This window comes from Formosa algae, assembly GCF_001439665.1.
In the GTDB taxonomy this organism is placed as follows: domain Bacteria; phylum Bacteroidota; class Bacteroidia; order Flavobacteriales; family Flavobacteriaceae; genus Formosa; species Formosa algae.
In genome coordinates, this window is sequence record NZ_LMAK01000034.1 from 17936 (window position 1) to 33392 (window position 15457).

Annotated in this window: 13 protein-coding genes; 6 read left to right on the forward strand and 7 right to left on the reverse strand. The window is 33.3% G+C overall.

The features are described 5' to 3' along the window. Positions 1–2: 2 nt before the first annotated feature. On the reverse strand, positions 3–281 hold the full coding sequence (locus AST99_RS09790) for a DUF4834 family protein (RefSeq protein ID WP_057781657.1): 279 nt from the start codon (positions 279–281) through the stop codon (positions 3–5). A gap of 113 nt (positions 282–394) precedes the next feature. Here AST99_RS09790 and AST99_RS09795 point away from each other — a divergent pair, with 113 nt between their 5' ends. Next, positions 395–1414, forward strand: a complete 1020-nt coding sequence (locus tag AST99_RS09795) for a transporter (RefSeq protein WP_057781658.1) — start codon at positions 395–397, stop codon at positions 1412–1414. 43 nt (positions 1415–1457) lie between these two features. Continuing rightward, positions 1458–2582, forward strand: a complete 1125-nt coding sequence (locus AST99_RS09800) for a hypothetical protein (protein ID WP_057781659.1) — start codon at positions 1458–1460, stop codon at positions 2580–2582. Between the two features lie 62 nt (positions 2583–2644). On the opposite strand, the gene capB is transcribed toward AST99_RS09800, so the two are convergent. The 3 genes from capB to AST99_RS09815 form a co-directional block, all read right to left on the reverse strand. Then, positions 2645–3901 carry a cysteate-C-fatty acyltransferase gene (capB, locus tag AST99_RS09805; RefSeq protein ID WP_057781660.1) on the reverse strand — a complete coding sequence of 419 codons (1257 nt, stop codon included), beginning with the start codon at positions 3899–3901 and terminating at the stop codon, positions 2645–2647. 134 nt (positions 3902–4035) lie between these two features. Then, on the reverse strand, positions 4036–4947 hold the full coding sequence (locus AST99_RS09810; protein ID WP_057781661.1) for a PLP-dependent cysteine synthase family protein: 912 nt from the start codon (positions 4945–4947) through the stop codon (positions 4036–4038). A gap of 75 nt (positions 4948–5022) precedes the next feature. Further along, positions 5023–7080: a S9 family peptidase gene (locus tag AST99_RS09815; protein ID WP_057781662.1), complete on the reverse strand. Its 2058-nt coding sequence runs from the start codon at positions 7078–7080 to the stop codon at positions 5023–5025. Between the two features lie 82 nt (positions 7081–7162). Between AST99_RS09815 and AST99_RS09820 the strand changes: the two genes are divergently transcribed. After that, positions 7163–7486 carry a YbaB/EbfC family nucleoid-associated protein gene (locus tag AST99_RS09820; RefSeq protein WP_057781663.1) on the forward strand — a complete coding sequence of 108 codons (324 nt, stop codon included), beginning with the start codon at positions 7163–7165 and terminating at the stop codon, positions 7484–7486. A 76-nt stretch (positions 7487–7562) separates the two neighbouring features. Here the strand turns inward: AST99_RS09820 and AST99_RS18745 are convergent, their stop codons facing one another. Both AST99_RS18745 and AST99_RS09825 read right to left on the reverse strand, forming a co-directional pair. Continuing rightward, positions 7563–7739 carry a hypothetical protein gene (locus AST99_RS18745; RefSeq protein ID WP_172441728.1) on the reverse strand — a complete coding sequence of 59 codons (177 nt, stop codon included), beginning with the start codon at positions 7737–7739 and terminating at the stop codon, positions 7563–7565. A 95-nt stretch (positions 7740–7834) separates the two neighbouring features. Continuing rightward, positions 7835–8476, reverse strand: a complete 642-nt coding sequence (locus AST99_RS09825) for a peroxiredoxin (protein WP_057781664.1) — start codon at positions 8474–8476, stop codon at positions 7835–7837. A gap of 176 nt (positions 8477–8652) precedes the next feature. On the opposite strand from AST99_RS09825, the gene fumC reads away from it, so the two are divergent. After that, positions 8653–10050 (forward strand): class II fumarate hydratase, encoded by a 1398-nt coding sequence (gene fumC, locus AST99_RS09830; protein WP_057781665.1) that lies wholly within the window; start codon positions 8653–8655, stop codon positions 10048–10050. 59 nt (positions 10051–10109) lie between these two features. On the opposite strand, the gene AST99_RS09835 is transcribed toward fumC, so the two are convergent. Further along, positions 10110–11654, reverse strand: coding sequence for a bifunctional ADP-dependent NAD(P)H-hydrate dehydratase/NAD(P)H-hydrate epimerase (locus AST99_RS09835; RefSeq protein WP_057781666.1), 1545 nt, complete (start codon positions 11652–11654; stop codon positions 10110–10112). A 363-nt stretch (positions 11655–12017) separates the two neighbouring features. Between AST99_RS09835 and thrA the strand changes: the two genes are divergently transcribed. Together thrA and AST99_RS09845 are read left to right on the forward strand one after the other, a co-directional pair. After that, complete coding sequence (gene thrA, locus AST99_RS09840; protein ID WP_057781667.1) at positions 12018–14462, forward strand: bifunctional aspartate kinase/homoserine dehydrogenase I; 2445 nt, start codon at positions 12018–12020, stop codon at positions 14460–14462. A 60-nt stretch (positions 14463–14522) separates the two neighbouring features. After that, positions 14523–15449 (forward strand): homoserine kinase, encoded by a 927-nt coding sequence (locus AST99_RS09845; RefSeq protein WP_057781668.1) that lies wholly within the window; start codon positions 14523–14525, stop codon positions 15447–15449. Positions 15450–15457 lie beyond the last annotated feature (8 nt).

The window sequence follows — 15457 nt, forward strand, 5'->3', positions numbered from 1 at the left end:
AATTAATCAATTTCTTCGTAATCTACATATTCACCAACATTTTTATTTGAAGTTTCTTGCTTAGGCATCTTATCAATAACGACTTCGCCTTCAGGCTGAGATTGTTGACGTTTTTGTTGATTAGGATTGAATTGAGATCCAAATTTTTCTTCAGCTTTTTTCACAAAAAACTGCATAATAAATGGGGCGAAAAGTCTTAAAAGAATCTTCCCTCCAAACCAAATCAATAAAATTATTAATATCGTTCTCATTAAACCTGTCGCCGAGGCGTATTGAAGCATAGTTATAGTTTTGTACAAAAATACAATTCTTATACTTTAAAATGAATTGTAAATTGATAAAAAAAATATAAAATCTCTATATTTGGAGGCTAAGATCTCAAAGTACTTGACCTATGAAAACCTATTTCGCTTTAATTCTATCTATTATCCCGCTGATTGGATTCGCACAATATACAGATGTTATAAACTCTAACCGTCCTGGTGCCTCTAAAAGTGCGTATGCAGTTGGTGTAAATGTTATACAAGTTGAAGCGGGTATTTATTATGTAAAAGAAGATCATATTCCTTTGCAGTACGATGTGAGTGGTGTTGGAACCAACTTTGCTGCCCGATATGGATTATTATGGGAACCATTAGAAATTATTGTTGATGGAAACTTTCAAACAGATACCTATACAGATTATAGTTCGACTATAGATAGTGATTATACGCGTTCTAATATGAAATATTTTTCCATGGGTGCTAAATACCTTATATACGATCCGAATAAAAAAGCAGGAGAAGACAAACCTAACCTATATAGCTGGAAAGCCAATAGAAAGTTTAAATGGAGTCGTTTAATACCTGCGGTGTCTATATATGCTGGAGCAAATTACGATACAGAATTTAACCCTTATACCCCTTATGGTATTGAAGGTTTTAGTCCTAAAGTGTCTATAGCTACTCAACACAACTTTACAAATGGTTGGGTATTTATCATGAATCTATCTAAAAACAGAATAGGCATGAAGGATAGTAGTGATGAAGATGCCTCTGATTTACAATATATTTTCACGCTTACACATGGATTTGGAGAAAAATGGGTAGCTTTTGGAGAATATCAAGGTATTAAAAGTAATTTCTATGCCGACGATTTATTCCGTTTAGGAGGTGCTTATTTATGGAAAAAAAACTTACAATTCGATACAGCAGTAACGTTTAATGTAAAAGACACTCCAACAGTATTTAACCTTAGTTTCGGAGCCTCTTATCGTTTAGATTTACATAAAGACAAAGTCATTTCTGAAGATAATGGAACATCTGCAAAAGAAGAAGCAGAACGTTTAAATAACAAAGATTATTATAAGTTTGGTGAAGACGAAGATAAAGACAAAAACAAAGATACTGCGCCAACAGAATACAAAATGGATTAAGACATCCTAATTATTAAATATTTGAATACGTAGAAATCATTAAATGATTATATTAAAAGAAGTACAAACTAAAAAGGAATTAAAAGCTTTCGTAAAATTCCCTTTCGAACTTTATAAAGGATCTCCATATTGGGTTCCGCCAATTATTTCGCAAGAAATGGAAGTGTTTAACAGAGATGAAAATCCTATTTTTAATGATGCTACCGCTACGCTATTTGTGGCACTTAAAAACAATAAAATAGTAGGAAGAATTGCTATAATCATTAATAAATTAGACTTAAAACAATCTCAGAATAAAATACGTTTTGGATGGTTTGATGTTATAGACGATATAGAAGTTACTAAAACCTTGTTAGATAAAGTAAACGACATTGGAGTACAACATAATTTAGAGTATATGGAAGGTCCTATCGGGTTTTCTAACTTAGATAAAGTGGGTGTGCTTACCGAAGGTTACGACCATATTGGTTCTATGATTACGTGGTACAACCATCCGTATTATGTAGACCACTTAGTCGCTTTAGGTTTGGTACAAGAAAAAGAATACCAAGAAAATAAATTTCCGTTTTCTAACGTAAAACCGGAATTCTTTAAGAGAATAAATGAATTAGTAAAGAAACGTTATGGTTTACGGCCTTTAAATTTTACTAAGACAGATGATTTAATGCCTTATGTAGATCAAATGTTTGATCTTTTTAATACCAGTTATTCTGAATTAGCCTCGTTTGTAGAAATTACAGAACGACAGAAATCCTATTTTAAGAAAAAATTCATCTCTTTTATAAATCCTGAATTTATAAAGTTTGTAATGGATGAAGACGATAATATGGTAGCTTTTGCTGTAGTGATGCCGTCTTTTGCTGAAGCACTTCAAAAAGCAAATGGTAAACTGTTTCCTTTTGGTTTTATGCATTTACTGAAAGCTAAAAAAGAATGTAAAACCGTATCGTTTTACTTAATTGGTGTAGAACCTAAGTATAAAAACAAAGGTGTTACGGCTATTATTTTTAATGAATATTATGAAACATTAAAACCAATGGGCGTTGAAACATGTATTCGCACACCAGAATTGGAAGAAAATTATGCCTCTCACCAAATCTGGAAACATTTTGAAGCAACGACTTATAAGCGTAGAAAAACGTATCGTAAAGATTTAAAAACTATATAAAAACAAAAAATCCGAAACTTATAGGTTTCGGATTTTTTTATATGTTATAAACAATTTACTTACTATTCCATTGCGGCAGCAACAGATGCAGATAAACGTTTGTAAGTTCCATTTTCTAATCGTGAACGAATTGCTTCAAAAGCATCTAAAGTTTCGTTAACATCGTCTAAATCATGAGTTGCAGTTGGGATTAATCTTAATAAAATTAAACCTTTTGGAATTACCGGATACACTACTATAGAACAGAAAATTCCATGATTTTCACGTAAATCTTTCACCAAAGCCATAGCTTCTGGTATACTTCCTTTTAAATATACTGGAGTAACACAACTTTGTGTTGTTCCGATATCAAAACCACGAGATTTTAAACCTGATTGTAATGCATTTGTATTTTCCCAAAGTTTTGCTTTTAGTTCTGGCATTGTTCTAAGCATATCTAAACGCTTTAAAGCACCTACAACTAATTGCATTTGAAGTGATTTAGCAAACATTTGAGAACGTAAATTATATTTTAAGTAATCTATAATTTCTTGATCTGCTGCAATAAATGCACCTGTACTTGCTAAAGATTTAGCAAAGGTTGCAAAATACACATCGATACCATCTTGAACACCTTGCTCTTCTCCTGCTCCAGCACCTGTTTTTCCTAAAGTACCAAAACCGTGAGCATCATCTACCAAAAATCTGAAGTCATACTTCTCTTTTAAAGCAACAATTTCCTTTAAACGTCCTTGTTCTCCACGCATACCGAAAACACCTTCAGAAATAACTAAAATCCCTCCTCCAGTATGTTCTGCCATTTTTGTAGCACGTTCAAGATTTTTTTCTAGACTTTCAATATCATTGTGTTTGTAAGTAAAACGTTTACCCATATGTAAGCGTACACCGTCTATAATACAAGCATGTGCATCTACATCGTATACAATAACATCGTCTTTAGATACCAAGGCATCTATAGTAGACACCATACCTTGATAACCAAAGTTTAATAAATAAGCAGCTTCTTTACTTACGAATTCAGCCAATTCATTTTGTAACTTTTCATGAAGATCTGTATGACCAGACATCATTCTTGCTCCCATTGGGTAAGCAGAACCATAAGCAACACCTGCTTCTGCATCTACTTTCCTAACTTCAGGGTGATTTGCTAATCCTAAATAGTCATTGATACTCCAAGTCACAACATCTTTCCCTTGGAACTTCATTCTGTTAGATATTTCTCCTTCAATCTTAGGAAAAACGAAATAACCTTCTGCTTGAGACGCCCATTTTCCTAAAGGTCCTTTATCCTTATATATTTTTTCAAATAAATCTTTCATTTAAGCTACTAATATTATTTGGGCAAAATTAGCCATTTTTGACATTATGACATAATAAATTTAAACCCTGTTGTTAACAAACTTAATAACAAAGCACAATGCGTCTATAATCAATGCATTGTGCTCTATTACTATTATTTTATATATTGAATTTTCTGTATTGTTTCCTTATTAACACTATCAAAAAATCTTTGATCATTCCTCCAAGTATCGCTATAACTCTTATTCAGGTAACGCAAACTATAATCTGGAAACATGACAACTATAACATCATTTTCAGAAAAATAATTTACGACATCAAAATCTGTTACTGCCGGTATAAAGCTTTCACTTAGTCCGCCAACACCATGCAAATCTGTTTCCACTGCATCACAGGCTTTAGTGTCTTGAAATGTTTTTAATACCGAACAAAAAGCCTCTACACCTAATATTTTAATGTCTGGATTTTGTTCTTTTAAAAACTTCGCTGTTCCAGAAATTGTTGTTCCAGTACCGCTACACGTTACTAAGTGTGTGATTTTACCTGTTGTTTGTTCCCAAATTTCTGGCCCAGTAGATCTGTAATGTGCATCACTATTTAATTGATTAAAATATTGATTGATATATATCGATCCTTTTATTTCACGATGTAATCTTTTAGCAACTTCAAAACAGGATTTTGAATAGTCTACACTTTTAGGCTCTGGGCAAACATAAACTGTTACTCCCATAGCTTTAAGTGTATCAATTTTACTCACCTCGCATTTAGAACTTACAGCTAGAATACAATTGTATCCTTTAATACAACCTACCATGGCAATGCTAAACCCTGACTGATCCGAAATCGTTTCAATTATGGTATCACCTGGCTTTAATAATCCTTGCTTTTCTGCTTGCTCTATAATATGTAAAGCCATTCTATCTTTAGAAGCATGCCCAGGATTAAACGCTTCTACTTTAGCATAAAAATCACCATTGAATTGAGACGTAATTGTATTTAGTTTTATTAATGGCGTGCTTCCAACTAAATTCAGTACGTTATCAAATCCTTGATTTTTGTGTTCCATAGATGTTAATTATAAGCTACTTCATTTTTGATATGAACTAACTAAAACCTGACAAAAATAAGCATTTTTTTTTATTTAACAGTTGATTCCTTCTAATTCCAATAAAAACACATATTCCAAAGCCACTTCTTTTAAGCTTTCAAATCGGCCAGAAGCGCCTCCATGTCCCGCATCCATATCTGTTTGAAACAACAAAAGGTTAGTATCTGTTTTAACATCTCTTAACTTTGCTACCCATTTGGCTGGTTCCCAATATTGTACTTGAGAATCGTGCAAACCTGTAGTTACCAACATATTTGGATAGTCTTTTGCCTCAACATTATCGTAAGGCGAATACGACTTCATATAGTTGTAATAGGTCTCTTCATTCGGATTTCCCCATTCATCATACTCCCCTGTTGTTAACGGAATAGTATCATCTAACATGGTCGTCACAACATCTACAAAAGGGACTGCTGCCAAAATACCGTTATAAAGTTCAGGATTCAAATTAATTATCGCTCCCATTAACAATCCGCCAGCAGAACCACCGTAAGCATACATATGTTGAGTAGATGTATAGTTTTCTTGAATTAAATATTTTGTACAATCTATAAAATCGTAGAATGTATTCAGTTTAGTAAGTAATTTTCCGTTTTCATACCAATCGCGTCCTAAGTATTCTCCGCCTCTAATATGTGCAATGGCATAAATAAATCCGCGATCTAATAAACTCAATCTAATGGTAGAAAAATAAGGATCTATTGTAGAACCGTAAGAGCCGTATGCATAGAGTAACAACGGATTTTCCCCATTCATTTTTAACCCTTTTTTATACACTAAAGACACCGGAACTTTTACACCATCTCTAGCTGTTGCCCAAATACGTTTAGACGTATAATTGTCTTTATTAAATGTATCGCTTAATACTTCCTGTTCTTTTCTAACAATCTTGGTTTTTGTTTTAAAATTATAATCGATAACAGAACTTGGTGTCGTTAACGAATTATAACTGTAACGTAAAAATTCACTATCAAAATCAGGGTTATTTCCAGTATTTGCAGTATAGGTCTCACTATGGAAAGGCAAATAGTAATCTTCATTACCATCCCAACTCATGATTCTAATTTTATTTAAACCATTCTCACGTTCGCTTACAACCAAATAGTCTTTAAAAATTTCAATATCTTCTAAAAGCACATCTTTCCGATGTGGCAAAACCTCTTTCCAAAATGCCTTTCCTGTCTGTGTTTCATTCGTTTTTAAAAGCTTAAAGTTTGTGGCGCCATCTGCATTTGTAATGACATAAAAACTGTCTTTATAATGTGCAATTGCATAATCTAATTCGCGAATACGCTCCTGAAAAACGGTAAATGTTGCGTCTGGCGTATTTGCATTAACAAAACGGTATTCTGAAGTTAATGTACTTGCAGAACCAATCACAATAAACTTATCAGATTTTGTTTTGTATACAAAAGTATTATACGTTTCATCTGTTTCATGAAACACCACTTCGTCTTCTAAATTTGCGTGTAATTTATGCTTATACACTTTGTCTGAACGCAAAGTAACCTCATCTTTTCGAGTGTAAAAAAATGTTTTATTATCATTGGCCCAGGTTGCACTACCCGTAGTATTTAAAATCTTATCAGCATATACTTCGCCTGTAATTAAGTTTTTAACCTGAAGTGTATATTGTCTTCTACTCACGGTATCTACAGAAAAGGCGACCAAAGTATTGTCTTCACTAATAGAAATACCACCTAATTTAAAATAAGAGTAATCTTTAGCCATTTCGTTACAATCAAAAAGGACTTCCTCTTCTGCTTCCAGAGTCTCTTTTTTTCTTGTGTAAATAGGATAATCTTTACCTTTTTCGTAACGCGTTATATACCAATACCCATTTAATTTATAAGGCACAGACTCATCATCTTCCTTAATCCTAGACTTCATTTCTTCGAACAAATCTTTTTGAAATTGTTCGGTATGAGCCATTTTTTGTTTGGTATATTCGTTTTCAGCATTTAAATACGCAATAACCTCATCATCTTCCCTATCATTTAACCAAAAATAATTATCGATTCTCACATCATTATGAGCTATTAATTTTTCAGGTACTTTTTTTGCTATTGGGGGTTGAATATCTTTTTTCAAATGCTTTATATTTATTCTTAAATTTAACCTTCAAATGTATAAAAATTAAATAATTTTGTACTGAATTTAAAATATTAAAAATATGTTTGGAGACCTAATGGGTATGATGGGGAAATTAAAAGAAACCCAACAAAAAGTTGAAGACACTAAGAAGCGATTAAATACCGTTTTAGTTGACGAGCAAAGTAATGATGGTAAACTAAAAATTACTTTGACAGCGAATAGAGAAATAAAATCTATTATTGTTGATGATTCATTACTGGAAGATAAAGAGCAACTTGAAGATTATTTAATTTTAACATTAAACAAAGCTATTGAAAAAGCGACGGCTATAAATGAAGCTGAATTAGCTGCTGTAGCAAAAGACGGTATGCCTGATATTCCTGGTATGGATATGTTTAAATAATTAAGAACATAAACACCATAAAAAAAGGAAGCTAAAATTTAGCTTCCTTTTTTTGTATATGATATATAATAGAAAATTAAAGCGCTTCTCTTTTCGCTTTCTTTTCTTCTTTAAGTTCTTTTAAACGTTCTAATAAAGCACCACCAATCCAATAAGGAACTACAAACGTTAATAAAAATGTTAACAACCAAAACCCTATGGTTAAGATGGTTAAAAATGCTAAAAAGCCTAAATATTGGTCGAATTCGAACATAATTGGTGTGTTTCTTTATTATAACTGTCGCAAATATATATTAAATGCCTTTTTTAAACAATAGGTAATTAATATTTTATTAAAAGATTTTTAAATTATTTTGAATCTGGTTGCGGTGTCATTCTTAAATACGGTTTAATTTCGGTATATCCTTTTGGGAAAATATCTGGAATGTCTTTAGATTCTATACTAGGCGATACTACACAATCGTCTCCGCTTTTCCAATTCGCTGGCGTCGCCACTTTATGGTAAGCCGTTAACTGAAGAGAATCGATAACACGTAAAAGTTCATCAAAATTACGTCCGGTAGATGCTGGATATGTAATAATTAATTTCACTTTTTTATCCGGATCTACTACAAACACAGAACGCACTGTTAATTTATTATTGGCATTTGGGTGAATCATATCATACAATTCTGATACTTTATGATCTTCATCTGCAATAATTGGAAAATTAACGGTTGTATTTTGAGTCTCATTAATATCCAACACCCAACCTTTATGAGAATCTAATCCGTCTACACTTAAAGCCACCACTTTAACGTTACGTTTATCAAATTCATCTTTATATTTTGCTACTGTACCTAACTCTGTAGTACAAACTGGTGTATAATCTGCTGGATGAGAAAATAATATTCCCCAACTATCGCCTAACCATTCGTGAAAATTAATTTCTCCTTCTGTTGATTTTGCTGTGAAATTTGGAGCTTCGTCTCCTAATCTTATTGTTGACATAATATTTTTAATTTATTGATTATTTAATGCCTACTAAATTAATAGGTATTTAATAAATTATCAACTTCCTAGTCTTAAGATTATCTTAAATTTTAGTGATAAAAAATATACGACTTAAGCATTTAAAATAAAGATCAAAATCGTTAAATTTGTTACTCATAAAACTATATTTAAAAATGGACTATCGGATAGAAAAAGACACCATGGGCGAAGTTAAAGTGCCTGCAGATAAACTTTGGGGTGCACAAACAGAACGTTCTCGTAATAATTTTAAAATTGGTGCACCTGCATCAATGCCAATAGAAATCGTTTATGGATTTGCATATTTAAAGAAAGCTGCAGCCTACTCTAATCATGAATTAGGTGTACTTTCAATAGAAAAACGCGATTTAATTGCACAAGTTTGTGATGAAATTTTAGAAGGAAAACACGACGATCAGTTTCCTTTAGTGGTTTGGCAAACAGGTTCTGGAACACAGAGCAATATGAATGCTAACGAAGTTATTGCTAACAGAGCGCACCAAATAGCTGGTAAAGTGATTGGAGAAGGCGAAAAAACCATTCAGCCTAACGATGATGTAAACAAATCGCAATCGTCTAACGATACGTTTCCTACAGGTATGCACATTGCTGCCTACGAAAAAATTATAAAAAACACCATTCCTGGAGTTACCCAACTACGTGATACACTAAAGAAAAAATCTGAAGAGTTTAAAAACGTAGTAAAAATTGGACGTACCCACTTAATGGACGCCACGCCTTTAACTTTAGGACAAGAGTTCTCTGGTTATACTTCTCAATTAGATCATGGCTTAAAAGCATTAAAAAATACCTTACCTCACTTAAGCGAGTTGGCTTTAGGTGGAACAGCCGTAGGAACAGGGTTAAATACACCTAAAGGATATTCTGTTAGTGTGGCTAAATTTATAGCAGAATTTACAGGACTTCCTTTTATTACAGCTGAAAATAAATTTGAAGCTTTAGCAGCTCACGATGCAATTGTTGAATCTCACGGTGCACTTAAGCAATTAGCAGTTTCTTTAAATAAGATAGCCAACGATGTTAGAATGATGGCTTCTGGACCACGTAGTGGAATTGGAGAAATTATTATTCCTGCTAACGAACCAGGAAGTTCTATTATGCCTGGAAAAGTTAATCCTACTCAATGTGAAGCCTTAACTATGGTTTGCGCTCAAGTAATTGGTAACGATGTTGCTATTTCTGTAGCAGGAACACAAGGACATTATGAACTTAATGTGTTTAAACCAATTATGGCTTTAAACTTCTTACAATCGGCACAATTATTAGGTGACGCTTGTGTAAGTTTTGATATTCATTGTGCTGCTGGTATTGAACCAAATCATTCAAAAATTAATGAATTATTAAACAATTCGTTAATGCTTGTTACTGCTTTAAATACTAAAATCGGATATTATAAGTCTGCTGAAATAGCGAATACTGCTCATAAAAATGGGACCACGCTTAAAGAAGAAGCGGTAAACTTAGGCTATGTGACTGCTGAAGAATATGACGAATGGGTTAAACCAGAAGACATGATTGGATCGTTATCATAAATCCTTTTATAAATGATATTAAAAATCCCTTGATACTAAACATCAAGGGATTTTTTTATTTATGCTTGTGTTGGTTGCTCTGCAACAGGTGCTGGTTGTGCAAACAGATCTAAATAAGCATCAGCCAAATACGTAATGACATCTGAAGCTATTAAACTCTGATAGCCTTTTGTTTCGACAGCCAAATCAGCAGATTTACCATGTAAATACATTCCAAAACAAGTCGCTTCTAAAGCCGAATATCCTTGAGCCAATAAGCCTGTAATTACTCCTGTTAAAACATCGCCTGTACCTCCTGTGGCTAAGCCGGGATTACCTGTAGAATTTATATACAGTTTATTTTGATACACAGCAATAGAGTTTGCTCCCTTAATAAGCACGAGAATCTTATATTTTTCAGCAAAAGCTTTCGTTTTCTCCAACTTATCAAAGTCGTCTTCCCACACACCTATTAAACGTTCCAATTCTTTAGGATGCGGTGTTAAAATTGTATCGGCAGGCAAATGGACTAACAAGTTTTTATTTTTAGAAATTATGTTTAATCCATCAGCATCAAGAACCAATGGTGTCGTATTGGTCTTTAAAAAAGCTTCTAGAGCATCTCCCGTTTTTTTATCTGTACCTATACCAACACCTAAACCAATTACCGTTGGTGTAATCTCAAAATTAATTGCTGAAATGTGCTTATCATCTGCATCTGTAATCACCATAGCTTCAGGGAAAGCAGATTGCAAAGGCACATATCCGCAAGTGGGCACATAAGCTGTAACCAAGCCTGCTCCTGCTGCTAATACAGCACGACTCGCCAATTGGACGGCTCCTATTTTTCCATAACTTCCGCCAATAATTAAACCGTGACCAAAAGTACCTTTATGAGAAAATTTATCCCGTTGCTTATACATAGGTAACACGTCGAGTTTTCCTAAAATATGAGCAACCGTTTCTGTATTTTGCATATACTCCTGGTCTATTCCAATATCTAAAGCTTCCCATTGTTCTATGTACTTAGACGTTCCTGGTAAGAAAAATGCAAGTTTAGGTGTTTGAAAACTCAAAATAAAATTTGATTTTACAACAGCACCTTCCTGTTTTGGAGAACGATCTGTAAATAAACCCGAAGGAATATCTACGGATATCGTTAAGGCTTCAGCTCGTTTAAAATACTTAAACAAATTAATAACCCAATCTGCAACCGGTCGGTTTAACCCTACTCCAAAAATGGCATCTATAATAATATCCTTATTGGTAATTTCTGGAAAATCACTTTCATCATGAATACTAACAGGCCAATCTTTAGTTGTTTCTTTAAGACGCTCGTAATTATGTAAAAAATCTTGTGAACGGGTATCGCTAAAATCTACAACAAATGTTTTTACATTATAGCCATGTGTTACCAAATGTCTAGCCAACACCAAACCATCGCCTCCATTGTTCCCAATCCCACAAAAAACAAGAATAGGCACAGGAGCCCCTTTTAGTCGTAAATCTAACCAATTGAATAAGCTCATTCCAGCACGTTCCATTAAATCGGCTGAACTTATATTTTGTTTTTTTATAGTTAATCTATCACCTTCATAGATTTGTTCTTTTGAAAAAATTTTCATTGCTATTTTTTAAAAAAAATTCATTAGAGATTATTCAGTTAAATAGATTTAAATTGCTTTTAAATAAACGATTTAAGCATAACAGTAAATAATCTGTAAAAACGTAAAATACATTTTTTTATAACAGTAAAAGTAATACATTTGATAAGTTTAGTAGTAAAAAATGCAAAATACAGAACATACAATTCGTTTTATTTCAAGACCAACAAGCGTTGGTAGCATTGCTATTATTATTGCTTCTTTTACAAACATTATTACCCCTTGGGGTAATTAATTATATATCTTCCGTCCACAGAAATTGTAATGTCACATTACGATATCAACATAATAATAAGCTATTAAATTTATACAATCTACTTTAAAATGAAAGTATTAAAATTCGGAGGAACATCTGTAGGGTCCTCAAAAAACATAACTAACGTTGTATCCATCTTAACCAAATATGCTCAAACAGACAAAGTAATTTGTGTGGTTTCTGCTGTAGGTGGAATTACAGATAAATTACTTGAAGCTGGGCAATTAGCACAATCTAAAAACAGTGCATATGCCGAGGCTTTTACAAATATAAAAGAAATCCATATCTCAATTATTAAGGAATTAATTCCTAATAACAATGAAGCTGTTATTGAGTATGTAAACACCAAATTAGATGCCTTAAAAAATCTTTTAGACGGTATTTTCTTAATTAATGAATTATCTCCTAAAACATCTGACAAACTCGTTAGTTTTGGCGAGTTATTGTCGTCTTATATTATAGGTGAAACCTTGAAAAGTAAAGGTGCTAATGCAGAACGTAAAAACAGTCAGGAGTTAATAACCACAAACTCTAACTTTACTAAGGCGGAAGTAAACTATAAAGTGACTAATGCTAATATTCAAGAGTATTTTAAAACTAGCACGTTCGACATTACGATACTTCCTGGGTTTATTTCTAAATCGGTAACCGGTGAAATTACAACTTTAGGTCGTGGTGGATCAGATTTTACTGCTGCAATTGTTGCCGCAGCTTTAGAAGTAGATCAATTAGAAATCTGGACAGATGTTAGTGGTATGTACACTGCTAATCCTAAAATGGTAAAACAAGCGCTTCCGATAAATAAATTATCGTATCAAGAGGCTATGGAATTATCTCATTTTGGTGCTAAAGTGCTTTATCCGCCAACCGTACAACCGGTATTGAGTTTACAAATTCCAATTCATATAAAGAACACTTTAGAACCTGATGCTGTAGGTACCATTATCTCTAAAGATGGTAGTAATGTAAACAACGCTGCAAAAGGGATAACTAATATCAGTAATGTGGCGTTATTAACGCTTCAAGGTAACGGAATGGTAGGAATTCCAGGATTCTCTAGACGATTATTCCAAACCTTAGCTCAAGAAAAAATTAACGTGATTTTAATCACGCAAGCCTCTTCAGAACATTCTATTTGTTTTGGTATTGATGATAAAGATGCTATATCGGCAAAATCGGCTATTGATGCTGAATTTGAAAATGAAATTTCTTTAAAGAAAATCGATCCTATTTTAGTTGAAAGTAACTTATCTATTATTGCACTTATTGGTGATAGCATGAAGAGTCACCAAGGGATTAGCGGTAAAATGTTTAGTGCTCTAGGTAAAAACAACATTAATATTAGAGCCATTGCTCAAGGTGCTTCAGAACGTAATATTTCTGCTATCATCTCTCAAAACGACGTTAAAAAAGCGTTGAATATTTTACACGAAGTGTTCTTTGAAGGAAACATTAAGCAACTAAATGTATTTATTACAGGTGTTGGAAATGTAGGAGAGCGTTTAGTAGAACAAATTAAACAACAACGTAAATATTTAAAGGAAAACCTTAAAATTAATCTTCGTGTTGCTGGACTATCTAATTCAAGAAAAATGATATTCGATACCGATGGTTTATCATTAAAAAATTGGAAAGAACAGTTAGCAGAAGGTAAAGATGCAACTTTAGAAGGCTTTTACGAGTCTGTTAAACAATTAAACTTACGTAACAGTGTCTTTGTAGATGTTACTGCTAATAAAGATGTTGCCGATTTATACGCGATGTATTTAAAGCAAAGTATTGCTGTGGTTGCTTGTAACAAAATAGCATGTTCAAGCAAGCTAGAAAAATATAAAGAATTAAAACAATTATCGTTTAAATACAATGCGCCGTATTTATTTGAAACTAATGTTGGAGCAGGTTTACCTGTTATAGATACACTTAACAACCTTATTGCTTCTGGAGATAAAGTAACCTCTATTCAAGCTGTATTATCGGGAAGTTTAAACTTTGTATTTAACAACTTTAACGATACTACTAAGTTTTACGATGTGGTTAAGCAAGCTGCAGCAGAAGGCTATACAGAACCAGATCCACGTATTGATTTAAGCGGTGTAGATGTTGCTAGAAAAATCTTAATTCTTGCTCGTGAAAGCGGTACTGAAATGGATTTAGAAGATATTGAAAATACATCATTTTTATCTGAAGCTGGTGTGAAAAGTGATACGGTAGCCGATTTCTACGAGACTTTAATAGCAGACGAAGCACATTATCAAAAACTATATGCTTCAGCAAAAGCGAATAACAGTCAGTTAAAATATGTAGCCGAATTTAATAACGGTGAAGCTAAAGTTGGATTAAAAGAAATTCCAGAAGGGCATCCATTCTACAACTTAGAAGGAAAAGATAACATTGTGATGTTTTACACACAACGCTACCCAGAACAACCTATGATTATTAAAGGTGCTGGTGCTGGAGCAGAAGTTACAGCTTCTGGTTTATTTGCAGACATCATACGTATAGGAAACAACTAATTATAATCTTATAAAGACAATTTTATTTAAGATTTCTATAAAGTTGTCGCTTTAGAACTTATGAACGAAATAAGAATATTTTCTCCTGCTACTGTTGCAAACGTCTCTTGCGGATTCGATGTATTAGGCTTTTGCTTAGACAGTGTAGGTGATGAAATGGTGATACGTAAGACCGATAAAAAAGGCATTTACATCACTAAAATAGAAGGTTATGATTTACCATACGAAGCCGAAAAAAACGTTGCAGGTGTTTCTGCATTAGCCATGTATGCAGATGCTAAACCAGATTTTGGTTTCGAAATAGAAATTTATAAAAACATTAAACCAGGAAGCGGTGTGGGAAGTAGTTCTGCTAGCGCCGCCGGTAGTGTTTTCGGGATGAACGTATTATTAGGAAACCCTTACAATAATACAGAGCTATCGTACTTTGCTATGAAAGGTGAAGCCCTAGCTAGCCAAAGCGAGCATGCAGATAATATTGCTCCTGCCCTATTTGGAGGTTTTACTTTGGTTAAAAGTGTATCACCATTAGAGATTTTAGAAATCCCAACCCCTAATAATTTATACGCCACGATTATTCATCCGCAAATAGAAATTAAAACTTCAGAAGCGCGTGCTATCTTACCTAAAGATGTGGCTTTAAAAGATGCCATTTTACAATGGGCTAATGTAGGGAGTCTTATTCATGGATTACATACCAATAATTACGGATTAATAGAACGCTCTTTACACGATGCTATTGTAGAACCACACCGTAGCAAGCTTATACCATTGTATCAAGATGTTAAAGCAGCAGCCAAAACAGCTGGCGCATTAGGCAGTGGAATCTCAGGTTCTGGCCCATCTATATTTTCACTATGTGAAGGTATTAATACGGCTAAATCTGTAGAACAAGCTATACGTAAAGTCTATGCAAATAGTGACATTGAATTCGATACTTATGTATCTAAAATCAATGCAGAAGGCATGAAAATATTGAATAACTAACATAACTA

Bases quoted from the DNA above. Each gene is read 5' to 3' on its own strand.
- AST99_RS09790 (WP_057781657.1), bottom strand. From the start codon at position 281: ATGCTTCAATACGCCTCGGCGACAGGTTTAATGAGAACGATATTAATA.
- AST99_RS09795 (WP_057781658.1), top strand. From the start codon at position 395: ATGAAAACCTATTTCGCTTTAATTCTATCTATTATCCCGCTGATTGGA.
- AST99_RS09800 (WP_057781659.1), top strand. From the start codon at position 1,458: ATGATTATATTAAAAGAAGTACAAACTAAAAAGGAATTAAAAGCTTTC.
- capB (WP_057781660.1), bottom strand. From the start codon at position 3,901: ATGAAAGATTTATTTGAAAAAATATATAAGGATAAAGGACCTTTAGGA.
- AST99_RS09810 (WP_057781661.1), bottom strand. From the start codon at position 4,947: ATGGAACACAAAAATCAAGGATTTGATAACGTACTGAATTTAGTTGGA.
- AST99_RS09820 (WP_057781663.1), top strand. From the start codon at position 7,163: ATGTTTGGAGACCTAATGGGTATGATGGGGAAATTAAAAGAAACCCAA.
- AST99_RS18745 (WP_172441728.1), bottom strand. From the start codon at position 7,739: ATGTTCGAATTCGACCAATATTTAGGCTTTTTAGCATTTTTAACCATC.
- AST99_RS09825 (WP_057781664.1), bottom strand. From the start codon at position 8,476: ATGTCAACAATAAGATTAGGAGACGAAGCTCCAAATTTCACAGCAAAA.
- fumC (WP_057781665.1), top strand. From the start codon at position 8,653: ATGGACTATCGGATAGAAAAAGACACCATGGGCGAAGTTAAAGTGCCT.
- AST99_RS09835 (WP_057781666.1), bottom strand. From the start codon at position 11,654: ATGAAAATTTTTTCAAAAGAACAAATCTATGAAGGTGATAGATTAACT.
- thrA (WP_057781667.1), top strand. From the start codon at position 12,018: ATGAAAGTATTAAAATTCGGAGGAACATCTGTAGGGTCCTCAAAAAAC.
- AST99_RS09845 (WP_057781668.1), top strand. From the start codon at position 14,523: ATGAACGAAATAAGAATATTTTCTCCTGCTACTGTTGCAAACGTCTCT.